We start from the raw sequence: 21,264 nt of genomic DNA on the forward strand, positions 1-21,264 counted from the left end.
ATGGCAGATGGAAGAATTATTAAAGCGTTAAGCGGCTTTTACTACGTGCAGGATGAAGCGAACAAAGAAATCTATCAGTGCAGGGGAAGAGGGAATTTCCGGAAGCGGAAAATCACTCCGCTTGTTGGAGATTATGTTGTGTATGAAGCAGAAAATAAAACAGACGGCTATGTTTTAGAGGTTAATGACAGGGAGAATGAGTTAGTTCGGCCTCCCATTGCTAATGTCGATCAAGCTTTTCTTGTTTTCTCTGCTACACAACCTACTTTTAATACCCAGCTTCTTGATAAATTCCTCGTTCATATTGAAGCGAGTGATATTAAAGCTATCATCTGCATCTCTAAGATTGATCTCGTTTCAGCTTCAGAGGAAAATGAAATCATGGCGTATGCAGACAATTATAAAGAAATTGGGTATGACGTGCTTGTCTCTTCTGCCCAAAGTCTATCAGGCGTGGCAGAAATTGAGCCTTATTTTCAGGAGAAAGTCACCGTGTTTGCAGGACAGTCAGGTGTTGGAAAGTCCTCACTCTTGAATGCGATTAAGCCAGAACTTGAGCTTGATACGAATGATATTTCAACACATCTTGGACGTGGTAAACATACAACGCGCCATGTTGAGCTTATTCCATTTGGTTCAGGTCTCGTCGCTGATACACCTGGATTTAGTTCTCTAGATTTTAGAGGGATAGAAGCAGATGATTTGTGGCTTTATTTCCCTGAGATAAGAGAAAAAAGCAATCAGTGCAAATTTAGAGCATGTACGCATCAAGCAGAGCCTGGCTGCGCTGTGAAAGAAGCGGTTGAGAACGAAGAAATCAAAGCATACCGTTACGATCACTATTCTTCTTTCTTTCAAGAGATTAAGGACCAAAAACGGAGGTACTAATATGATAAAAATTGCACCCTCAATTCTGGCTTCAGATTTTGCCAGATTAGGTGAAGAAGTAAAAGATGTTGAAGCTGCTGGTGCTGATTATATCCATGTTGATGTTATGGACGGGCATTTTGTTCCGAACATTACTATTGGGGCGCCGATCGTACGTGCGCTTCGCCCTGTTACCACGCTTCCTCTAGACGTTCATCTTATGATCGAAAATCCTGATCAGTATATTGAGGAATTCGCAGAAGCAGGTGCAGATATCCTAACCGTTCACGCAGAAGCGTGTCCACACTTGCATCGTACGATTCAGCTTATAAAGAGTAAAGGCGTTAAAGCGGGAGTTGTAATCAATCCTGGAACGCCTGTAGATGCTATTAAACATGTTATTGAAGATGTAGATCTTGTTCTTTTAATGACAGTGAATCCAGGCTTTGGTGGTCAGGCATTCATAGAAAGAGTGCTGTCTAAAATAACCGAGACGAAGCAGTTGGCATCTTCTCTTGGTGTTTCACCTGAAATAGAGGTAGACGGTGGTGTAAACGCCGAAACAGCACGTTTATGCATAGAAGCTGGCGCGACGGTTTTAGTGGCAGGATCAGCCATTTATAATCAATCTGACCGAAAAGCAGCAATCGATCAGATTCGCCACTCATAAAGCAGCGGGGGATATTCCCGCTGTTTTTTTATAAGGTAGTAACACTTGTAAATTAGACTAAATCGTCAATTCATTGATAGAGAAGACGATGTTAATGGGGGATTAACTCTTTATGAAGAAAAATAATAGACTCGTCCTACTTGTTGAAATAGCTTTAATGGCAGCAGTGGGTGTTATTCTTGATTTGTTATCGCTACGTCTATGGCCGAACGGTGGTTCAATCTCGCTTGCTATGGTTCCAATTTTCCTCATAGCTTTTCGACGGGGGACAGGACCTGGGCTCATTACTGGTTTACTAGTTGGTATCTTACAACCTCTTCTGATTGCACCATTTTATGTCCATCCCATTCAGTTTATCCTTGATTATCCTGCTGCGTTTATGGTAGTTGGATTAGCGGGATTGTTTCATGTTTCGGTAGAAACGAATAAGCGGAAGCGACTGACAATGATTGCAATTGGCTGTGTTGTGGGTTCTCTCTTTCGATTAGTGAGTCATTTTATATCAGGCGTGATCTGGTTCGGAGATATGGCACCAGAGGGTACACCTGTAGCTCTTTACTCCTTCCTTTATAATGCATCCTATTTACTCCCAACAGCAGTGGTTTCTATTATCGTACTTGGCCTCCTCTCCAATACTGCTCCAAAGATGGTGCATTACGAATGAAGTCAAAAGAAATATATATTGTGGCAGGAGGACCTGTAGAAGATCTTCCCCAAAACTTGCTTGAAGAAAGAGATGTTCGTTGGATTGGCGTCGATCGTGGTGTCTATACCCTGTTGCAAAACGCTATTCTGCCTGAACACGGTTTTGGTGATTTTGATTCTGTTACTTCAAAGGAAAGGGCATGGATGGAATCACACGATCTTCCGTTTACAGTATATCCTTCTGAGAAAGATCATACAGATCTTGAAATTGCACTAGATTGGGCCATTAACGAAAATCCAGAAGCAATCACGATGTTTGGTGTAACAGGAGGAAGACTTGATCATAGCTGGATGAATGTCCAAATGTTAATTAAGGGTGTTAAATCGAATGTGAGCCTTGCGTTAGAAGATCGGTTAAACCGTCTTGAAATGAAAGAACCAGGCTCTTTTGGAGTAATAAAAGATGAGCGTTTTCCATATATGTCATTTCTCGCATTTACACCAGAGGTAAAGGGTTTAACGCTAGATGGATTCCGATATCCTCTAAGGGATCAAACCATTTCGTGGGGCTCAAGTCTTTGTATTAGTAATGAACTGGTTGAGGAAAAAGGGTCTTATTCATTCACTGAGGGCATACTATTGGTGGTAAGAAGTTCGGACGCCGAACAGCAGCTTTAGGTACTATTTTATTTTCGGCGAATATAATAGTAATGCATCTTATATTCTCATATTGTTCATCCGGAGGTCCATCTTTGACTTTCTGAGGAGGGGGAAATATGAAATTTTATACGATTAAATTACCAAAGTTTCTCGGTGGTTTTGTGAGGGCTGTGCTGGGGTCTTTCAAAAAGAATGAGTAGCAACAAAAAAGCACCCTCAAGGGGTGCTTTTTTGTTTGTTATTATACGCGTTCAACTTTACCTGATTTAAGAGCACGAGCAGATACATAAACTTTCTTAGGTTTACCATCTACCATGATGCGTACCTTTTGAAGGTTAGCACCAAATTTACGTTTTGTTGTATTCAACGCGTGAGAACGCTTGTTACCAAACGAAGTCTTGCGTCCAGTGATTGCACATTTAGCCATTGTTTCTACCTCCTTACTGTCCTACATTGCACAAAAAGTGCAGGATAAATCCTCCACTATAGTATCACGTAGGTTTAGTGATTGCAAGATGTTTAACTAGTGATATCAAGAAAAAAACTTAACAGTAAAACCTGAGTATAATAGAGGTTTTAAAGGATGAACTTTTATTATGAGTAATATTGTAGTAAAATAACGTTAGCTCTGCAAATAATTTATTTCACTTATAACATTTATCTTGAATTCTGAATTAGGATAGACTGATCTTCAGGTTAGCACCCAAATCGCTAAGGGAGGAAATACAATGGCAATTGAAATGAAAACCCAATATGGACAAATTGATATTTCGACGGAAGTGGTAGCTGCGATTGCAGGTGGCGCGGCGATTGACTGTTATGGTATCGTAGGTATGGCTTCTCAGAAGCAACTGAAAGATGGCATTACTGAACTGTTGGGGAAAGATAACTTTAGCAGAGGGATTGTCGTTCGAAGAGAAGAAGACGAACTTAACATTGATATGTATATAATTGTGAGCTACGGAACGAAAATTTCTGAAGTTGCTCATAATGTTCAAACTAAAGTAAAGTATCAGCTTGACCAGATGCTCGGACTTTCAGTGGATTCAGTAAATATCTACGTGCAAGGGGTCAGGGTAACCAACCCTTAAGTGGAGTTAGGAGGAACAGTTAGTGACGATTGAAAAGATTAACGGTAGAAAGTTTGCGCAAATGGTTCTTGAAGGAGCGAACAACCTTTCAAAGAACGCTAAGATGGTTGATGCGTTAAACGTATTCCCTGTGCCCGATGGGGACACAGGAACGAATATGAATTTAACCATCACATCTGGCGCAACCGAAGTGAAAACAAGTAATTCTGATAAAGTGGGAGAAGTAGCATCCCTTTTTGCAAGAGGATTACTTATGGGAGCGCGCGGTAATTCAGGCGTCATCCTTTCACAATTATTTAGAGGTTTTTCTAAATCAGTAGAAGGCAAGTCTGAGATCACTTCAATAGAACTTGCTGCGGCTTTTGAGAATGGTGTGGATTCAGCGTATAAAGCTGTTATGAAGCCAGTTGAAGGTACCATTCTAACAGTTGCGAAGGATGCTGCTAGAAAAGCTGTTAAATCAGCTAAAAAGATGCCAGATGTTGTTGAATTGATGCAAGAAGTTGTGAAGGAAGGGAAGGCATCTCTTGATCGCACACCAGACCTTCTCCCTGTTTTGAAAGAAGTAGGGGTAGTGGATTCAGGTGGACAGGGTCTTCTTCTTATTTACGAAGGATTCTTAGCGGTGCTTGAAGGCAGAGAAACGCCGGATTCTTCCGTAGACGAAGAAAAGATGGAAGAACTAGTTCGTGCAGAGCACCACAAAAGTGCTCAAGGACATATGAAGACAGAAGATATTGAATTTGGGTATTGTACAGAATTCATGGTCCAGTTCGAGGGTGATAAGCTTGCGAAATCTCCATATGATGAGGAAGCATTCCGTAATGAACTCGATAAGCACGGGGATTCTTTACTAGTAGTGTCTGACGACGATATCGTTAAAGTACATATGCATACAGAATATCCTGGAGAAATTATGACGTATGCACAGAATTACGGTAGCTTGATTAAAATTAAAATTGAGAATATGCGAGAACAGCATACAACGATTCTTAAACAGGATCAAACTGCTCCTGTTAAGAAAGAGAAACCAGCTGAACGTAAAAAGTATGGAATTATAACTGTCTCAATGGGAGATGGGATTGCAACTTTATTTGAAAGTCTTGGCGCAAGCTATGTAATCCCTGGTGGACAGACGATGAATCCAAGTACAGAGGATATTATTAAAGCAATTGAAGAAGTGTATGCAGAGAATATTATTATCCTACCGAATAACAGTAATATTGTCATGACAGCACAACAGGCTGCCTCTGTAGTGGAAGAGAATGTGATTGTGATTCCTTCCAAAACAGTCCCACAAGGAATTTCAAGTCTTCTTGGTTTCAACCCTTCTGTTGAGCCTGATGCAAACGAAGAAGCAATGAAAGATAGCTTATCTGCAGTGAAATCTGGTCAAGTGACGTTTGCTGTAAGAGATACAAAGATTGACGGTATTGAAATCGCAAAAGATGATTTCATGGGCATCTCCGATGGTAAAATTGTCGTATCTGAACCTGGTCGATTAGAAGTTGCGAAAGCCCTTCTTCAATCAATGATTACAGAAGAAGATGAGATTGTTACGATCATCTTTGGTGAAGATGCAGAACAAAAAGAAGCAGAGGACCTAGTTAGCTTTGTTGAAGGTCAGTTCAAAGATGTAGAAGTTGAGCTTCATGAAGGAAATCAGCCGGTTTATGCTTATATTGTAGCAGTCGAGTAGATTTATAATGACGGAAAAAGAAACGTGGCATGTGCCAGGTTTTCTTTTTCTGTTAAGATAAAGTGCATTAGAAGAAAGGTGGAGTCAGTGTGAAGTTTCGCAGCGTTTTTGACATTATTGGTCCTGTCATGATTGGCCCTTCAAGCTCACATACTGCTGGAGCAGCAAGAATTGGACGAGTTGCAAGGCACCTCTTTGGGCGTGAACCAAAAAGCATTACGATTTCACTATACGGTTCCTTTGCAAGAACGTACAAAGGACACGGTACTGATGTAGCACTAATCGGTGGCGTTCTTGATTACGATACTTTTGATGAGCGAATCGTGAATGCGCTTACAATAGCGAAGGAGAAAAGGATTAAGGTTCGATTCAACGAAGAAGACGCTATAACAGATCATCCGAACACCGCTCGTGTTCATTTAAAAGATGATCAGGGGGAACTTGAATTAGTCGGAATTTCAATCGGTGGCGGCAAAATAGAAGTAATTGAATTGAATGGTTTTGCGCTAGGACTTTCAGGAAATAGTCCAGCTATACTCGTTGTACATAATGATCGTTTTGGAGCGATTGCAGGTGTATCAAATACACTTGCCAAACATGAAATCAATATCGGTCATATGAACGTATCTAGAAAAGAAAAAGGAAAAGAAGCGTTGATGACAATTGAAGTGGACCAAAACATTCCACAGATCGTTCTTGATGAAGTGGAATTGTTACCAAATATCATTCAAGTTGCTAAGATAAGTGACTAACAGATAATGGAGGAATGGCAATGTTTCGTAATGTAGCAGAATTAGTAGAGATCGCTCAATCTAAAAATATGCCAATTTCAGAGATCATGATAGAACAGGAAATGGATTTTAGAGGCAGTACTCGTGAACAAGTTTATAACCAAATGAAGAACAATCTTGAGGTAATGGAACAAGCAGTAGAACGAGGCATAAATGAAGATGTTCGCTCTCATTCCGGATTAACTGGTGGAGATGCAGTACTTCTCCAAAACTATATGAAAACTGGAAACTCTCTATCAGGTCATACAATGCTTGATGCAGTTAGTAAAGCCATTGCAACAAATGAAGTAAATGCGGCAATGGGTACTATTTGTGCAACGCCTACCGCAGGTTCTGCTGGTGTTGTTCCTGGCACCTTGTTTGCTATTCGTGAGAAAGTTAAACCAACTGAAGAGCAGATGGTTAGATATTTATTTACTTCAGGTGCCTTTGGTTTTGTCGTTGCAAACAATGCATCGATTTCTGGCGCTGCTGGTGGCTGTCAGGCTGAAGTAGGTTCCGCTACTGGGATGGCAGCTGCCGCCATCGTAGAATTGATGGGTGGAACGCCAGAACAGTCATCTCATGCATTTGCTATTGCGCTTAAAAACATGCTTGGTCTTGTTTGTGATCCAGTAGCAGGTCTTGTAGAAGTTCCATGCGTGAAGCGGAATGCGATGGGTGCATCCAATGCCCTCGTAGCAGCTGATATGTCACTTGCAGGTATCACAAGTCGTATCCCATGTGATGAAGTAATTGATGCGATGTACAAAATTGGTCAAACGATGCCATCTGCATTACGTGAAACAGCTCAAGGTGGTCTAGCCGCCACGCCTACTGGCCGAGAGCTAGAAGCAAAAATATTTGGAGTATCTCTTGATAGGAAATGAGTGAGAATCAATGGACGATCGGATCACACAAATAAAAGGGATTGGTGATGAAAAAGCGGCCTCCCTTTCATCAATCGGTATAAACAAAATTACGGATCTAATTGAATATTTTCCATTTCGTTATGAAGATTATGAGCTTAAAGACCTTGCGGATGTTAAGCATGAAGAGCGCGCAACGCTCGAAGGCAAAGTTCATAGCGAACCGGTCGTTCGCTTTTATGGCAAGAAAAAATCACGTTTGTCTGTAAGGCTGTTAGTAGGAAAGTTCCTCATAACAGCCGTTTTTTTTAATCGTGCATTCCTGAAGAAGCAGTTTACACTTGGGCAAATTGTGACAGTTACCGGTAAATGGGATCAGCATAAAATGACGCTTTCTGCCAATGAAATTACGTTTTCAAGTCACAATCCAGATGGAACGATCGAGCCGATTTATCCGGTTGGTGGCGATGTGACAGTGAAAGCGATGAAGCGTTACATCCAACTTGCACTGAAGCAATTTGGCGATGAAATTGAAGAAAACCTTCCACGACAAATGCTAGAAAGATATAAGCTAATGCCAAGGAAAGAAGCTGTTTTGATGATGCATTCACCTGTTTCTCATGAAGGGCTTAAACAGGCAAGGAGACGTTTTGTTTATGAAGAGTTGCTTCAGTTTCAATTAAAAATGCAGATTTTCAGAAAAAGAGAGCGAGAAAGCACGCAGGGAGCAGCGCAACGGTATGAGAAAGAGAGGTTGGATGAGTTCGTTCAAAGCCTTCCATTCCCACTGACAGGTGCACAGAACCGGGTTGTCGGCGAGATTCTAAACGATATGGAAAGTACATATCGAATGAATCGCTTACTTCAAGGGGATGTTGGTTCAGGAAAAACAGTTGTTGCAGCCATAGGTTTATATGCTAGTTACCTTGCTGGTCACCAAGGAGCATTGATGGTACCAACAGAAATTCTAGCGGAACAGCATTATGAATCATTTCAAGATCTTCTTGGAGATCGGTTGAAAGTTGAACTTCTTACAGGATCTGTGAAAGGGAAAAAGCGCAGAGAGATACTAGAACGGCTCGCTGATGGTGAAGTTGATCTTTTAATAGGCACTCATGCTTTGATTCAGGAAGAAGTCGTCTTTAAAAACCTTGGACTCGTTATTACAGATGAACAGCACCGTTTTGGTGTTGGGCAGAGAAGAGTATTGAGAGAAAAAGGTCTAAGTCCTGATGTTCTTTACATGACAGCAACTCCAATTCCAAGAACGCTTGCCATTTCGGTATTCGGAGATATGGATGTTTCTACAATTGATGAAATGCCTGCCGGTCGTAAGCCTATAGAGACATACTGGGCGAAGCCAGATATGCTTCCACGCGTCATTGATTTTGTGAAAAAGGAATTGGATCAGGGTTTGCAGGGTTATGTTATTTGTCCGTTAATTGAAGAATCAGAGAAGCTTGACGTTCAAAATGCGATTGACGTTCATTTTCAAATGCAAACCGCTCTTCCAGATTATCAAGTTGGGTTAATGCATGGACGCTTAAGTTCAGAGGAAAAAGAAGAAGTTATGGATGAGTTCAGTACAAATAATGTACAGCTTCTCGTTTCAACCACCGTAGTAGAAGTTGGTGTAAACGTTCCAAATGCAACGATTATGGTCATTTATGATGCTGAGCGTTTTGGGCTAGCTCAACTTCACCAACTTCGTGGTCGCGTTGGTCGGGGCAGTGAACAATCTTATTGTGTGTTGCTTGCTGATCCTAAATCAGAAGTTGGGAAAGAGCGAATGCAAATTATGACGGAATCCAACGATGGATTTGTCCTGTCGCAGCGTGACCTCGAACTCCGGGGACCCGGAGACTTTTTTGGTCGGAAGCAAAGTGGTTTGCCTGAGTTTAAAGTGGCAGATCTTGTTCATGATTACCGCGTTCTTGAAGTGGCGCGAAATGATGCTGCTGCACTCGTTGATTCCAGTGCTTTCTGGGAAGATGCCACATATAGTAGTCTCAGAAACTACCTTACCGAACAAGGCGTATTGAGCGGAGAGAAGCTTGATTAGCTTGCATAATCAATCAGCTCGGTATATACTACCTTTTAGGACCTAGTCATAAGACTGAGATAAAGAGGATCTAATGATCCTCTTTATCCGTTTATTAATGCTAGATAGGCGGCGGTAGTGAATGAAAAGGAGTAAAAAGGATCGGCAGAAGCAACTAAAAGAAACGATTGAAAGTACGCCATTTATTACGGATGAAGAACTCGCAGATAAATTTAAGGTGAGTATCCAAACCATAAGACTGGATCGGCTCGAACTTTCAATACCAGAATTAAGAGAGCGTATTAAGTATGTTGCTCAGCAACAGCTTGATGAAGTTAAAGCATTACCAATTGATGAAGTTATTGGACAAATCATTGATTTGCAGCTGGATGAAAGTGCAATTTCGATTCTAGATATTCGACCTGAGCACGTATTTTCTAGAAATAAGATTGCTAGAGGGCATCATTTATTCGCACAAGCAAATTCGCTTGCAGTTGCAATTATTAATGATGAACTAGCACTGACTGCGAGAGCGAATATACGCTTTTCAAGTCAGGTAAAAGAAGGAGAGCGAGTGGTAGCTAAGGCAAACGTCACTGACCAAAGTAAGGACAGAACAACGGTGGAAGTTAATAGTTTCGTTCACAATGAGAATGTCTTTTCTGGTGAGTTTGTTATGTATCGCTCCACTAAATCCTGAAGGGAAGTTGAATGAATATGAGACTTGCGATAGATGCAATGGGCGGCGACAATGCGCCTCACTCCATTATTGATGGCGTATACGAAGCGATTGAAGCTTTTTCTGATCTTTCCGTTACCATTGTTGGAGATGAAGAAAAACTTAAACCGCTTCTTAAAGGTAACAAAGATCGTATTTCAATTTTACACACAGAAGAATACATATCATCGGAAGATCAGCCGGTAAGGGCAGTCCGAAGAAAGAAAAAGGCATCAATGGTGCTTGCTGTTAATGAAGTGAAGGAAGGACGGGCCGATGCAGCTATTTCTGCTGGGAACACTGGGGCATTGATGGCAGCTGGTCTGTTGTATATCGGTCGCATTGAAGGAATAGATCGTCCTGGTCTTGCACCTACACTTCCAACCATTGATGAAAAAGGGTTTGTCTTGCTTGATGTAGGGGCTAACATGGATGCAAAACCAGAACACTTGCTACAATATGCCCATATGGGTTCCATTTACGCCGAGAAGGTTCGGGGAGTAAACAATCCCCGTGTTGGTCTTTTAAACATTGGAACAGAAGAAGGAAAAGGAAATGAACTAAGTAAAGAAGCATTTACTCTCCTTCAAGATAGCGGTCTTAACTTTGTAGGGAACGTCGAATCACGAGATATTCTGTTTAATGAAGCCGACGTTGTGGTGTGTGATGGATTTTCAGGAAATCTGGTTTTGAAGACGATTGAGGGAACAGCTCTTACAATGTTTAAAATGTTAAAAGAAGAGCTAACCAGTTCATTGACGAGTAAAATGGCAGCGGGCGTTCTGAAACCTAAATTGAAGAATTTAAAAAGCAAACTTGATTACTCAGAATACGGCGGGGCTGGACTATTCGGTCTTCGCGCTCCGGTTATTAAAGCACATGGGTCATCCAATGGTCGTGCTGTTTTTAGTGCTATTAAACAGGCACGTATGATGGTGACTGGTAATGTTGTATCAGCTATTCAAACATCGCTCAAACAGGAAGGGGATCAATAATGGGTAAAACAGCATTTTTATTTCCAGGACAGGGTTCACAGGCTGTCGGGATGGGGCAAGCTTTTATGGAAGCTTACTCAGTATCGAAGGATGTTTTTACTGAAGCAGACAACCGATTGGATTACGAATTAACCAAACTTATTATGAATGGCCCGATCGAAACGTTAACAAGAACTGAAAATACACAGCCTGCTCTCGTAACAGCAAGTGTTGCTGTGCTTGAAGCTCTTCGTGAAAAAGGGATTACAGCAGACTACACAGCAGGACATAGTCTTGGAGAATACTCGGCCCTTGTCGCTTCTGGAGCTCTTTCGTTTTCAGATGCTGTTTTCGCTGTTCGAAACCGTGGATTGTATATGGAGGAAGCAGTTCCTTCTGGTGAAGGTGCAATGGCAGCAATCATGGGAATGGAACGAGAGGCACTACAACAAGTTGTTGATGATGTATCTGCTTCAACTGCTACTGTTCAACTCGCTAACTTAAATAGTCCAGGACAGATTGTTATTTCAGGTGCTAAAGAAGGCGTTGAGAAAGCATCAGAGGTTGCGAAAGAAAAAGGAGCAAGACGGGTCATCCCGTTGCAAGTTAGCGGACCTTTTCATTCTAGTTTAATGAAACCCGCTGCTGATAAACTTTCAAGCATATTAGAAGGTATTGAAATTAAAGATGCTTCGATTCCTGTTATTGCGAATGTAACAGCAGAACCTTCTACTTCGGCAGAAGAAATTCATGATCACCTTTTAAAGCAAATTTATTCACCAGTATTATGGGAAGATACAGTACGTAAACTCATGGATCTTGGAGTAGACACATTTATTGAAGTTGGACCCGGAAATGTCTTATCTGGATTAGTGAAAAAGGTAAACCGTCGTGCATCTGTTCATGCAGTTAGTACACCGGAACAGCTTGATCAACTAATTGAAAAGTTAGGGGAGGAATAACAAATGGCTGAAAATAAAACGGCACTTGTTACAGGTGCTTCTCGTGGAATTGGACGAGCAATTGCTCTTGAACTTGCTGCGCAAGGGATGAATGTAGCTGTAAACTACGCTGGAAGTGAAGCGAAAGCGATGAGCGTTGTTGAAGAAATTAAGGCAGCAGGTGGACAAGCCATAGCGATTAAAGCAAACGTTGCTAGCATGGAAGAAGTTCAGAGTATGATTAAAGAAGTTGTAGGAACATTTGGTAGCCTTGAAGTGCTTGTCAATAATGCGGGGATTACACGTGATAATCTTATTATGAGAATGAAGGAAGAAGAATGGGACGCAGTCATTGACACCAATTTAAAAGGCGTATTTAACTGTACGAAATCAGTAACGCGTCAAATGATGAAGCAACGTTACGGTAGGATCGTCAATGTAGCTTCAGTTGTTGGTGTAGCTGGTAATGCTGGTCAAGCTAACTACGTTGCTGCGAAGGCTGGGGTTATTGGGTTAACGAAAACAACTGCGAAAGAGCTTGCAAGCCGTAATATCACAGTGAATGCTCTTGCGCCAGGTTTCATTGAAACAGATATGACAGATGAACTTTCGGATGATGTGAAAAGTGGCATGAAAGGCCAAATTCCTCTTGGAAGACTAGGAGCTGCTGAAGATATCGCGAAAGCTACTAAATTCCTTGTATCTGATGATGCTAATTACATTACAGGCCAAACGCTTCATATAGACGGCGGCATGGTAATGTAACTTTTCGTTCAATGTCTAGTTTTTTTACTTTATATATCCTATAATAGCTTGAGGGGAGGTGAGTCTAATGGCAGATACACTAGAGCGTGTAACAAAGATTATTGTTGATCGTCTTGGAGTTGAAGAATCTGAGATTAAACCAGAAGCTTCTTTCAAAGACGACCTTGGTGCCGATTCCCTTGATGTAGTGGAATTAGTCATGGAACTTGAAGATGAATTTGATCTTGAAATTTCTGATGAAGATGCTGAGAAAATTGTAACAGTTGGCGATGTAATTGATTACATAAACAGCCATCAATAATCTTCAGGGTATACCTGAAGTTGTGGAGTAAGCCCCGCTCGCCGGGGCTTTATTCCCTTTCATGAAAGAGAATCTCAATCAACTAAGATGATATTGATAAGTCGTGGAGGTATCTATGTCCAAATCTAAACAATCACCAAAAACGAGAGCAAGACGTTACAAACCTAAGCATTCACGACAACTCGTGGTTGGAGACGCGACTAGATCGCAATTCGCTGCATTTCAAGAGGAAATTGGTGTATCGTTCGAAAATGAGCAGCTGCTATTTCAGGCTTTTACCCATTCATCCTATGTGAATGAGCATCGACTGCATCCGCAAATGGATAATGAACGTCTTGAATTTCTTGGAGATGCTGTACTTGAGCTCACAATATCAAGATACTTATATGAGAAATACCCGAACATGAGTGAAGGGCAACTAACAAAGCTCAGGGCTGCAATTGTTTGTGAACCATCACTTGTTCAATTCGCGAACGATTTAAATTTCGGACATCTTGTCCTTTTGGGTAAGGGTGAGGAAATGACAGGAGGAAGAATGAGGCCTGCACTACTCGCTGATGTGTTCGAATCATTTGTCTGCGCACTGTATCTTGATCGAGGTCTTGAAGTCGTCTTTGAATTTCTTGAGAAGTTTGTCTATCCGAAGATTAATGCCGGTGCTTTTTCTCATGTGATGGATTATAAAAGCCAACTTCAAGAAGTCATTCAACGTGAAGGACTTGGAGGAATTGATTATGTCATTACCGACGAAAAAGGTCCTGCGCACAATAGAGAGTTTTCTTCAAAAGTCATGTTGAATGGAAATGATCTTGGTGTTGGAATTGGGCGCTCAAAGAAAGAAGCCGAACAAATGGCAGCACAAAAAGCACTTTTGAATTTAAAAGAACGCAACGAAAAAGAATCCTGATGCTAGCTCAGGATTCTTTTTCGTTACAATGGAAGTGAGCCATTACTTATTGGTCATCTTCTAAAGTGAATAAGGAATTTAATTATGATACGCGCATTTTACCAAGTTCAGCTAGCAACGCTTGCATCTCAGCAACGCTAAGAGAATCCTTCTTGTTTACCATGACGTAAATTTCATGAATATCTTCATATGAAGATAGATCGAATGATTCTGGTTGAATCATACCAGCGTTGATAACCTGCATTTTTTCTTTAATTCCTTCGACCATAAATGCTAGATTTTCTTCTGATTTAATTGAAAGATCCATGAATACCACCTGCCTTATTAGTCATTTAAAACGATAGATAACACAATGTGTTATTACGTTATGTATAGAGCCATGCGACTCTCATGATAACTGAACCGCTTGGGCTTTTCTAATTGTAACATGTCTTAGCTCGGTATCGTAGAGGGCATTGTTTTATGATAAAATAAGACAGTTAGTGAAAGTATTATACTTGATTTGCATACATAGATGAAACAGATGAGGGGGAAAGATGATGTTCCTCAAACGATTAGATGTAGTCGGCTTTAAATCATTTGCCGATCGTATTTCAGTTGAGTTTGTCCCAGGAGTAACATCAGTTGTCGGACCAAACGGTAGCGGCAAAAGCAATATTAATGACGCCATTCGGTGGGTACTTGGTGAACAATCAGCCAGGTCACTTAGAGGCGCTAAAATGGAAGATATCATTTTCGCAGGTAGTGATACAAGGAAAGCTGTAAATCTGGCAGAAGTAACACTAACCCTAGATAATACAAATCAATACCTACCAATTGATTATAACGAAGTAAGCGTAACAAGACGTGTTTACCGTTCCGGAGATAGTGAGTATTTATTAAATAACCAAACATGTCGTCTTAAAGATATTATTGAACTCTTTATGGATTCCGGTCTTGGAAAAGAATCGTTTTCAATTATTGGACAAGGTAGAATAGAGGAAATCCTCAGTAGTAAGTCAGAAGAGCGTCGCAAAATCTTTGAAGAAGCGGCGGGTGTTCTGAAATACAAAACCCGTAAAGTGAAAGCGGAAAATAGGCTTAAGGAAACGGAAGATAACCTGCATAGAGTAGAGGACATTCTCTATGAACTTGAAGATCAAGTAGAGCCGCTTCGAATGCAAGCATCCATTGCAAAGGATTACTTACAAAAGCGTGAAGATCTTGAGAAATTTGAAGCTGCGCTCACTGTACATGAAATTGAAGAGTACCATAAGGCGTGGAAGCAGAAAACAGCAGAGCTCGACTCACTGAAGAATAAAGAAAGTCATCTAGCAGCATCTGTTCAAGAGAAGAAGAACGAGCTTACTGATGCAAGAGTGAAGCTTGATCAATCAGAACGTGATCTGGAAATGTACCAGCAAAAGCTCCTTGATACAAGTGAAGAACTTGAGAAACTCGAAGGTAAAAAGGAAGTTCTGAAGGAACGAAAGAAAAACGCTCACCAAAATCGCACGAATCTGAAAGAACGAATAACCTTTTTGAATGAGAAAAAGAGTTATTACGAACAAGAGATTGACCATCATCGAAAAAGATTTGAGCAACAAAGGAAAGAACTTGGCGATCTGAAAAGTAAGCTTAGAAAAGAAACAGAGCTTCTTTCTGATATTGAGCAAGATATCGAGTTAGAGCTTGACCGCCTTAAGTCCGATTATTTCGAGCTTCTGAACGAACAAGCATCGATTCGGAACGAAAATCGTTATCTTCAAGATCAACTGGCGGTTCTTACTCAGCGGAAACAGCGGCTAGATGGTGATAACCATAAGTATATTGAAGAGCGTAGCACTGTGGATGATAAAAAGAAGAATCTTTCAAATGAACTGACCGAATCCAAAAAACAACTTGAAGCACACGTGTCTCGCTTTTACAAAAGTAAGCATGATGTGGAAGAGAAGAAAAAGTCACTAGGTGAGAAAGAATCCAAGCTCTACCAAGCATATCAGTATATTCAGCAGTACAAATCAAAGAAAGAAATGCTTGAGGAAATGCAGGATGATTATGCGGGGTTCTTCCAGGGCGTTAAAGAAGTACTCAAAGCGCGAGAAGACCTTGAGGGTATTGAAGGCGCCATCGCTGAGCTTATCACAGTGCCAAAAGAAGTAGAAACAGCACTTGAAACTGCCCTTGGTGGTGCTATGCAAAATGTGGTTGTACGTGATGAAGCTGCTGGACGAAAAGCCATCACTTTTCTGAAGAATAATCGTTCAGGTCGAGCAACGTTTCTACCATTAACTGTCATCAAGTCTAGAAGAATTTCTGGATATGATCTCGAGCGAATCAAACAGCATGATGCTTTTGTAGGTGTAGCTTCTGATCTTATTAAATTTGATCCGAAGTATGAAGCTGTTATCGAGAATCTACTAGGTTCAGTTCTTATCGCAAAAGAATTGAAAGGCGCAAACGAACTTGCAAAAATAATGCAATACCGAACGCGTATCGTAACACTTGAAGGTGATGTGGTTAACCCAGGCGGATCGATGAGTGGAGGAAGTGTTAAGCAAAAATCTTCTTCACTTCTTAGTCGTCAGCGTGAACTTGAAGTGCTTGAGAAGAAACTTGCTGATATGCAGCAAAAAACGGCAGTAGTAGAGCAAGAAATTAAACAGGAAAAAGTGCATTTAAGTGAACTTGAAGAGAACCTTGATGCTATGCGAGAGCAAGGAGAAAACCTAAGGCTTCAAGAGCAATCCCTTCTCGGTGACCTAAGAGCTATCGAAAGCGAAGAGCGAAACACAAATGAGCGACTTCAACTTTATGATCGCGAGAAAAAAGCAATAGATGAAGAGGAAGAAACGCACCAGAATCGAAACGTTTACCTGTCTGAACGATTGGAAACAATCACAAATCAGGCAGCGTCGCTAGAAGAGAAAATTGAGAATCTGACTGCTAAAAAACAAACCCAGCAATCATCTCGTGAAACGATTCAAGCGGAAATTACTGAGTTAAAAGTGAAAGTAGCTGAACATCAACAATTATTCCAAAACCAAAAGGAGACGCTTGACCGATTAACGTCAGAACAAAATGAAACGATAGAACAGCTACATGACACGACTGAAGAGCATACCCTTTTATCTGAAGCCATGTCTTCCAATTCGAATGGTGAGGAAAAGCTCGATCAGAATATTGTCACCTATCGAGCTCAGAAAGAAGATCTCCTCATAACTCTTCAACATGAACGTGAAGTGAAACTTACTTTACAGAGTGATATCTCAGTAATAAGTAGCAATCTCGATAAATTAGTAGCTGAAGAAAAGCAATTGTCAGGTCTCATGCAGGCTGTAGAAGTGCGAATTAATAGGCTTGATGTAGAACTAGAAAATCGATTAACAATTTTGAGTGAAGAATATGAGTTAACGTATGAGGCAGCCAAAGAAAAGCACGTTTTAACAGTAGAGCCTGATGAAGCGAAACGAAAGCTTAAGCTTATTAAGATTGAAATTGATGAACTTGGTACAGTGAATCTTGGTGCGATCGATGAATATGATCGCGTAAATGAACGGTTTACGTTCCTCAGTGAGCAACAATCAGACCTTCTTCAAGCAAAAGAGACGCTTTATCATGTTATTGATGAAATGGATCAGGAAATGAAGAAACGATTTGAAGAAACGTTTACAAAAATCCGCTATCATTTCCAAATTGTGTTTAAAGAGTTGTTTGGTGGAGGAAAGGCAGACCTTGTTTTAACAGATCCAGATAACCTTCTAACGACGGGTGTGGATATTCTAGCGCAACCGCCAGGTAAAAAGCTTCAGCATCTAGCGCTTCTTTCGGGTGGAGAACGAGCATTCACAGCTATTGCTCTTCTGTTCTCAATCTTGAAAGTCCGCCCTGTGCCTTTCTGTGTATTAGATGAAGTGGAAGCTGCACTCGATGATGCGAATGTTGGCAGATTTGCGAAATATTTAAAGCAGTTTAGTGAGAAAACCCAATTTATTGTCATTACTCATAGAAAAGGTACGATGGAAGAGTCTGACGTGCTTTATGGGGTAACAATGCAGGAGTCGGGTGTATCAAGACTCGTATCGGTTAGACTGGAAGAATCGAAACAATTGATATCGCAATAACAAACAAGGGGGATCATTTATGAGTTTTTTTAAGAAGTTAAAAGATAAATTCACAACGCAAACTGATGAAGTAACTGAGAAGTTTAAAGGTGGCCTTGAAAAGACGAGGACTTCTTTCTCTACAAAAATGAACGATCTTGTAAAAAACTACCGTAAAGTGGATGAGGATTTTTTCGAAGAACTTGAAGAACTTTTGATTAGTGCTGACGTTGGTGTAGCTACCGTAATGGATCTCATTGATGTGTTAAAAGATGAAGCGAGAACACGAAATATTAAAGATACGAAGGAACTTCAGAGCGTGATTTCAGAAAAGCTAGCTGAGTTGCTTCACAAATCGGAAGAAGATGGTTCCCTAAATGTACAGGAAGACGGTCTATCTGTATTCCTATTTGTAGGTGTTAACGGAGTAGGAAAAACAACGACGATCGGCAAGCTTGCTCATAAATACAAACAAGAAGGTAAGAAAGTGGTGCTTGCTGCAGGAGATACGTTCCGTGCTGGTGCTATTGAACAATTAGACGTGTGGGGAGAAAGAGCAGGCGTTGATGTAATTAAACACCAAGCGGGTTCCGATCCAGCGGCAGTAGTATTCGATGCTGTTCAATCTGCTAAATCAAGGCAGGCTGATATTCTTCTTTGCGATACGGCAGGGCGACTTCAAAACAAAGTGAACTTAATGAATGAACTTGAAAAAGTGAAGCGTGTCATTCAACGTGAAGTGCCATCTGGTCCACATGAAGTCATTCTCGTCCTTGATGCAACGACAGGCCAGAATGCTATGAGTCAGGCAAAGCAGTTTGGGCAATCAACAGACGTCACCGGAATTGCGCTAACAAAGCTTGATGGTACTGCAAAAGGCGGTATTGTTCTTGCTATTCGACATGAACTTGATATCCCTGTTAAACTCGTAGGGCTTGGGGAGCAGATAGACGATTTGCATGAATTTGATCCTGATACATTTGTGTATGGTTTATTCTCATCGATCATTGAAGAAGAGGAAGAAAACGAGGAATAAATCAACGTTAAAATGTGTTAAGAAAAAATCTTGACAAATAAAATGACGCATAGTATTATAATTAACGTAAAGGTGATTACCTTAACAAGGGGCTGTTAACAATGCTAGAAAAAACGATGCGAATTAACTCGTTATTCGACTTTTATCAGTCGCTTTTAACACCAAAACAACGTAATTATATGGCATTGTATTATCTGGATGATTATTCCCTTGGTGAAATCGCGGAAGAATTTCAAGTTAGCCGTCAGGCTGTCTATGATAATATTAAGCGAACAGAACAAATGATAGAAGAATATGAAGCAAAACTGTTGCTATTCGAGCGATATGTCAAACGGCAGGAGCTATTAGAAAAGCTCAGGGACACGGTTATGAGTGAGAATGAGAACTCTAAGGCGCTGCCATTGATTAACTCTCTTGAAAAACTGGATTAGGAGGCGGCGAACATGGCATTTGAAGGGTTAGCCGACCGACTGCAAGACACCCTGCAGAAGATTCGTGGTAAAGGGAAAGTAACGGAAGCAGACGTAAAAGAAATGATGCGTGAAGTAAGGCTCGCTTTGCTTGAAGCAGACGTTAACTTTAAAGTCGTAAAACAGTTTATTAACAAGGTCAAAGAGCGCGCGGTTGGACAGGAAGTAATGAAGAGCCTGACGCCGGGACAGCAGGTCATTAAAGTTGTTAATGAAGAGCTGACAGCGCTTATGGGTGGCGAACAGAGCAAAATCGCCGTATCAAGTCGCCCGCCTACTGTTATTATGATGGCCGGTCTTCAAGGTGCAGGTAAGACGACAACTGTCGGTAAGCTTGCAAACCACTTACGTAAGAATCATAATCGCAAACCATTGCTAGTAGCAGCGGACATTTATCGTCCTGCCGCAATCAACCAGCTTGAAACATTAGGTAAGCAACTCAGTATGCCGGTGTTCTCAATGGGTGATCAAGTTAGCCCGGTTGAAATTGCTTCAAAAGCGATTGAAAAAGCGAAAGAAGAACATCTTGACTATGTCATTATTGATACAGCAGGGCGCTTGCATATCGATGAAAATCTTATGCAGGAGCTAAAAGATGTAAAAGAAGCTGTTACACCTGATGAAGTTTTCCTTGTTGTCGATTCGATGACAGGACAGGATGCCGTGAATGTAGCTGAAAGCTTTAATGATGCACTTGATATAACAGGTGTTATCTTAACGAAGCTTGATGGAGATACACGCGGTGGTGCTGCGCTTTCAATCAAGTCTGTGACTGACAAACCAATCAAGTTCGCAGGTATGGGCGAGAAGCTTGATGCTCTTGAACCATTCCACCCTGAACGAATGGCGTCACGCATTCTAGGAATGGGAGATGTGCTAACACTCATTGAGAAAGCACAAACTTCTGTGGATGAAGACAAAGCGAAAGAACTTGAGAAGAAGATGCGAACGATGAGCTTTACGTTCGATGATTTCCTCGATCAGCTCGGTCAGGTTCGTAGCATGGGACCGCTAGATGAATTGATGGACATGATTCCTGGTATGAATAAGAAAGCCATGAAAAATGTAAGTGTTGATGAGAAACAAATTGGTCGAGTGGAAGCTATTATTCAATCGATGACAACACGTGAGAAAGAAGAACCTGATATCATCAATGCGAGTCGCAAAAAAAGAATTGCCGTTGGAAGTGGAACATCTGTACAAGACGTCAATCGTCTCTTAAAGCAATTTGAAGAGATGAAGAAAATGATGAAGCAGATGACCAACATGTCTAAAGGCGGCAAGAAAAAGGGTAAAGGCATGAATTTCCCATTCATGCAATAAAAATGAAGTAAATTTTCTCTTTACAAGAGTATAAATTTATGATATTATATTTATTTATGTGAATATTTTTGGAGGTGAAAGACATGGCAGTTAAAATTCGTTTAAAGCGTATGGGTGCTAAAAGAGCTCCTTACTATCGCGTAGTTGTTGCTGATTCACGTGCACCACGTGACGGACGTTTCATCGAGGAAATCGGAACTTACAATCCGGTTGCTAATCCTGTTGAAGTGAAAATCAACGAAGAGAAAGCTCTTGATTGGATGCTTAAAGGCGCTAAGCCTTCTGATACAGTACGTAACTTATTCTCCACTGCAGGACTTATGGAGAAGCTTCACAACGCAAAAAACACAAAGTAATTTGACACCTTAGAGGAGGCTTTCTTGAAAGCCTCCTTTGGTGTATCTAGGTCCATCATTTCATTAAAGGTGGGATATC

Annotated in this window: 23 protein-coding genes; 21 read left to right on the top strand and 2 right to left on the bottom strand. The window is 41.0% G+C overall.

The genetic code is table 11. The features are described from left to right. The 5 genes from rsgA (at position 1) to spoVM (ending at position 3,042) form a co-directional block, all read left to right on the top strand. The gene (rsgA, locus tag JI666_RS01555) at positions 1–888 is read left to right on the top strand and encodes a ribosome small subunit-dependent GTPase A (RefSeq protein WP_206888251.1); all 888 of its coding nucleotides are present in this window, start codon (positions 1–3) and stop codon (positions 886–888) included. A 1-nt stretch (position 889) separates the two neighbouring features. Continuing rightward, a complete protein-coding gene (gene rpe / locus JI666_RS01560; RefSeq protein WP_206888254.1) occupies positions 890–1,537 on the top strand; it encodes a ribulose-phosphate 3-epimerase in 648 nt (215 codons plus the stop codon). A gap of 112 nt (positions 1,538–1,649) precedes the next feature. Beyond that, on the top strand, positions 1,650–2,201 hold the full coding sequence (gene thiT / locus JI666_RS01565; RefSeq protein WP_206888257.1) for an energy-coupled thiamine transporter ThiT: 552 nt from the start codon (positions 1,650–1,652) through the stop codon (positions 2,199–2,201). Then, entirely contained in the window at positions 2,198–2,860 is a 663-nt protein-coding gene (locus tag JI666_RS01570; RefSeq protein ID WP_206888260.1) for a thiamine diphosphokinase, read from the top strand. The genes thiT and JI666_RS01570 overlap by 4 nt, the downstream gene beginning before the upstream one ends. A 98-nt stretch (positions 2,861–2,958) precedes the next feature. Next, entirely contained in the window at positions 2,959–3,042 is an 84-nt protein-coding gene (spoVM, locus tag JI666_RS01575; RefSeq protein ID WP_048309835.1) for a stage V sporulation protein SpoVM, read from the top strand. 41 nt (positions 3,043–3,083) lie between these two features. Here spoVM and rpmB read toward each other — a convergent pair whose 3' ends face one another. Continuing rightward, positions 3,084–3,269 carry a 50S ribosomal protein L28 gene (gene rpmB, locus JI666_RS01580; protein WP_206888263.1) on the bottom strand — a complete coding sequence of 62 codons (186 nt, stop codon included), beginning with the start codon at positions 3,267–3,269 and terminating at the stop codon, positions 3,084–3,086. A 301-nt stretch (positions 3,270–3,570) separates the two neighbouring features. Here rpmB and JI666_RS01585 point away from each other — a divergent pair, with 301 nt between their 5' ends. The 11 genes from JI666_RS01585 (at position 3,571) to rnc (ending at position 13,918) form a co-directional block, all read left to right on the top strand. Continuing rightward, complete coding sequence (locus JI666_RS01585; protein ID WP_206888266.1) at positions 3,571–3,933, top strand: Asp23/Gls24 family envelope stress response protein; 363 nt, start codon at positions 3,571–3,573, stop codon at positions 3,931–3,933. A 22-nt stretch (positions 3,934–3,955) separates the two neighbouring features. Further along, the gene (fakA, locus tag JI666_RS01590; protein WP_206888268.1) at positions 3,956–5,632 is read left to right on the top strand and encodes a fatty acid kinase ATP-binding subunit FakA; all 1,677 of its coding nucleotides are present in this window, start codon (positions 3,956–3,958) and stop codon (positions 5,630–5,632) included. An 89-nt stretch (positions 5,633–5,721) separates the two neighbouring features. Continuing rightward, complete coding sequence (gene sdaAB, locus JI666_RS01595; RefSeq protein WP_206888270.1) at positions 5,722–6,384, top strand: L-serine ammonia-lyase, iron-sulfur-dependent subunit beta; 663 nt, start codon at positions 5,722–5,724, stop codon at positions 6,382–6,384. Positions 6,385–6,404: 20 nt separating this feature from the next. Next, positions 6,405–7,292 (top strand): L-serine ammonia-lyase, iron-sulfur-dependent, subunit alpha, encoded by an 888-nt coding sequence (sdaAA, locus tag JI666_RS01600; protein ID WP_206888272.1) that lies wholly within the window; start codon positions 6,405–6,407, stop codon positions 7,290–7,292. A gap of 10 nt (positions 7,293–7,302) precedes the next feature. After that, positions 7,303–9,333 carry an ATP-dependent DNA helicase RecG gene (gene recG / locus JI666_RS01605; protein ID WP_206888274.1) on the top strand — a complete coding sequence of 677 codons (2,031 nt, stop codon included), beginning with the start codon at positions 7,303–7,305 and terminating at the stop codon, positions 9,331–9,333. A gap of 121 nt (positions 9,334–9,454) precedes the next feature. Continuing rightward, positions 9,455–10,012 carry a transcription factor FapR gene (gene fapR, locus JI666_RS01610; protein ID WP_206888276.1) on the top strand — a complete coding sequence of 186 codons (558 nt, stop codon included), beginning with the start codon at positions 9,455–9,457 and terminating at the stop codon, positions 10,010–10,012. Between the two features lie 17 nt (positions 10,013–10,029). Beyond that, positions 10,030–11,025 carry a phosphate acyltransferase PlsX gene (plsX, locus tag JI666_RS01615; RefSeq protein WP_206889264.1) on the top strand — a complete coding sequence of 332 codons (996 nt, stop codon included), beginning with the start codon at positions 10,030–10,032 and terminating at the stop codon, positions 11,023–11,025. Continuing rightward, positions 11,025–11,966, top strand: a complete 942-nt coding sequence (gene fabD, locus JI666_RS01620) for an ACP S-malonyltransferase (protein WP_136945553.1) — start codon at positions 11,025–11,027, stop codon at positions 11,964–11,966. The genes plsX and fabD overlap by 1 nt, the downstream gene beginning before the upstream one ends. A 3-nt stretch (positions 11,967–11,969) precedes the next feature. Further along, complete coding sequence (fabG, locus tag JI666_RS01625) at positions 11,970–12,710, top strand: 3-oxoacyl-[acyl-carrier-protein] reductase (protein WP_136945552.1); 741 nt, start codon at positions 11,970–11,972, stop codon at positions 12,708–12,710. A 67-nt stretch (positions 12,711–12,777) separates the two neighbouring features. Beyond that, entirely contained in the window at positions 12,778–13,011 is a 234-nt protein-coding gene (acpP, locus tag JI666_RS01630; protein WP_048309824.1) for an acyl carrier protein, read from the top strand. 115 nt (positions 13,012–13,126) lie between these two features. Continuing rightward, a complete protein-coding gene (gene rnc / locus JI666_RS01635; protein ID WP_206888278.1) occupies positions 13,127–13,918 on the top strand; it encodes a ribonuclease III in 792 nt (263 codons plus the stop codon). An 82-nt stretch (positions 13,919–14,000) separates the two neighbouring features. Here the strand turns inward: rnc and JI666_RS01640 are convergent, their stop codons facing one another. Beyond that, positions 14,001–14,225, bottom strand: a complete 225-nt coding sequence (locus JI666_RS01640; RefSeq protein WP_206888281.1) for a DUF1128 domain-containing protein — start codon at positions 14,223–14,225, stop codon at positions 14,001–14,003. 232 nt (positions 14,226–14,457) lie between these two features. Here JI666_RS01640 and smc point away from each other — a divergent pair, with 232 nt between their 5' ends. The 5 genes from smc to rpsP all read left to right on the top strand — a co-directional run bounded on the left by smc (position 14,458) and on the right by rpsP (position 21,185). Next, positions 14,458–18,021: a chromosome segregation protein SMC gene (smc, locus tag JI666_RS01645; RefSeq protein WP_206889267.1), complete on the top strand. Its 3,564-nt coding sequence runs from the start codon at positions 14,458–14,460 to the stop codon at positions 18,019–18,021. A gap of 19 nt (positions 18,022–18,040) precedes the next feature. Then, positions 18,041–19,036, top strand: coding sequence for a signal recognition particle-docking protein FtsY (ftsY, locus tag JI666_RS01650; RefSeq protein WP_206888282.1), 996 nt, complete (start codon positions 18,041–18,043; stop codon positions 19,034–19,036). A gap of 101 nt (positions 19,037–19,137) precedes the next feature. Further along, the gene (locus JI666_RS01655; RefSeq protein WP_206888285.1) at positions 19,138–19,467 is read left to right on the top strand and encodes a putative DNA-binding protein; all 330 of its coding nucleotides are present in this window, start codon (positions 19,138–19,140) and stop codon (positions 19,465–19,467) included. Between the two features lie 12 nt (positions 19,468–19,479). Next, positions 19,480–20,829 (top strand): signal recognition particle protein, encoded by a 1,350-nt coding sequence (ffh, locus tag JI666_RS01660; RefSeq protein WP_206888287.1) that lies wholly within the window; start codon positions 19,480–19,482, stop codon positions 20,827–20,829. An 83-nt stretch (positions 20,830–20,912) separates the two neighbouring features. After that, on the top strand, positions 20,913–21,185 hold the full coding sequence (gene rpsP, locus JI666_RS01665; protein ID WP_098443358.1) for a 30S ribosomal protein S16: 273 nt from the start codon (positions 20,913–20,915) through the stop codon (positions 21,183–21,185). Positions 21,186–21,264: the final 79 nt, after the last annotated feature.

The sequence above is a fragment of the Bacillus sp. NTK071 genome (genome assembly GCF_017303315.1).
GTDB lineage: Bacteria > Bacillota > Bacilli > Bacillales > Guptibacillaceae > Guptibacillus.

Excerpts from the sequence above, each read along its gene's own strand:
- rsgA (WP_206888251.1), top strand. The coding sequence starts at position 1 with ATGGCAGATGGAAGAATTATTAAAGCGTTAAGCGGCTTTTACTACGTG.
- rpe (WP_206888254.1), top strand. The coding sequence starts at position 890 with ATGATAAAAATTGCACCCTCAATTCTGGCTTCAGATTTTGCCAGATTA.
- thiT (WP_206888257.1), top strand. The coding sequence starts at position 1,650 with ATGAAGAAAAATAATAGACTCGTCCTACTTGTTGAAATAGCTTTAATG.
- JI666_RS01570 (WP_206888260.1), top strand. The coding sequence starts at position 2,198 with ATGAAGTCAAAAGAAATATATATTGTGGCAGGAGGACCTGTAGAAGAT.
- spoVM (WP_048309835.1), top strand. The coding sequence starts at position 2,959 with ATGAAATTTTATACGATTAAATTACCAAAGTTTCTCGGTGGTTTTGTG.
- rpmB (WP_206888263.1), bottom strand. The coding sequence starts at position 3,269 with ATGGCTAAATGTGCAATCACTGGACGCAAGACTTCGTTTGGTAACAAG.
- JI666_RS01585 (WP_206888266.1), top strand. The coding sequence starts at position 3,571 with ATGGCAATTGAAATGAAAACCCAATATGGACAAATTGATATTTCGACG.
- sdaAA (WP_206888272.1), top strand. The coding sequence starts at position 6,405 with ATGTTTCGTAATGTAGCAGAATTAGTAGAGATCGCTCAATCTAAAAAT.
- recG (WP_206888274.1), top strand. The coding sequence starts at position 7,303 with ATGGACGATCGGATCACACAAATAAAAGGGATTGGTGATGAAAAAGCG.
- fapR (WP_206888276.1), top strand. The coding sequence starts at position 9,455 with ATGAAAAGGAGTAAAAAGGATCGGCAGAAGCAACTAAAAGAAACGATT.
- plsX (WP_206889264.1), top strand. The coding sequence starts at position 10,030 with ATGAGACTTGCGATAGATGCAATGGGCGGCGACAATGCGCCTCACTCC.
- fabD (WP_136945553.1), top strand. The coding sequence starts at position 11,025 with ATGGGTAAAACAGCATTTTTATTTCCAGGACAGGGTTCACAGGCTGTC.
- fabG (WP_136945552.1), top strand. The coding sequence starts at position 11,970 with ATGGCTGAAAATAAAACGGCACTTGTTACAGGTGCTTCTCGTGGAATT.
- acpP (WP_048309824.1), top strand. The coding sequence starts at position 12,778 with ATGGCAGATACACTAGAGCGTGTAACAAAGATTATTGTTGATCGTCTT.
- rnc (WP_206888278.1), top strand. The coding sequence starts at position 13,127 with ATGTCCAAATCTAAACAATCACCAAAAACGAGAGCAAGACGTTACAAA.
- JI666_RS01640 (WP_206888281.1), bottom strand. The coding sequence starts at position 14,225 with ATGGATCTTTCAATTAAATCAGAAGAAAATCTAGCATTTATGGTCGAA.
- smc (WP_206889267.1), top strand. The coding sequence starts at position 14,458 with ATGTTCCTCAAACGATTAGATGTAGTCGGCTTTAAATCATTTGCCGAT.
- ftsY (WP_206888282.1), top strand. The coding sequence starts at position 18,041 with ATGAGTTTTTTTAAGAAGTTAAAAGATAAATTCACAACGCAAACTGAT.
- JI666_RS01655 (WP_206888285.1), top strand. The coding sequence starts at position 19,138 with ATGCTAGAAAAAACGATGCGAATTAACTCGTTATTCGACTTTTATCAG.
- ffh (WP_206888287.1), top strand. The coding sequence starts at position 19,480 with ATGGCATTTGAAGGGTTAGCCGACCGACTGCAAGACACCCTGCAGAAG.
- rpsP (WP_098443358.1), top strand. The coding sequence starts at position 20,913 with ATGGCAGTTAAAATTCGTTTAAAGCGTATGGGTGCTAAAAGAGCTCCT.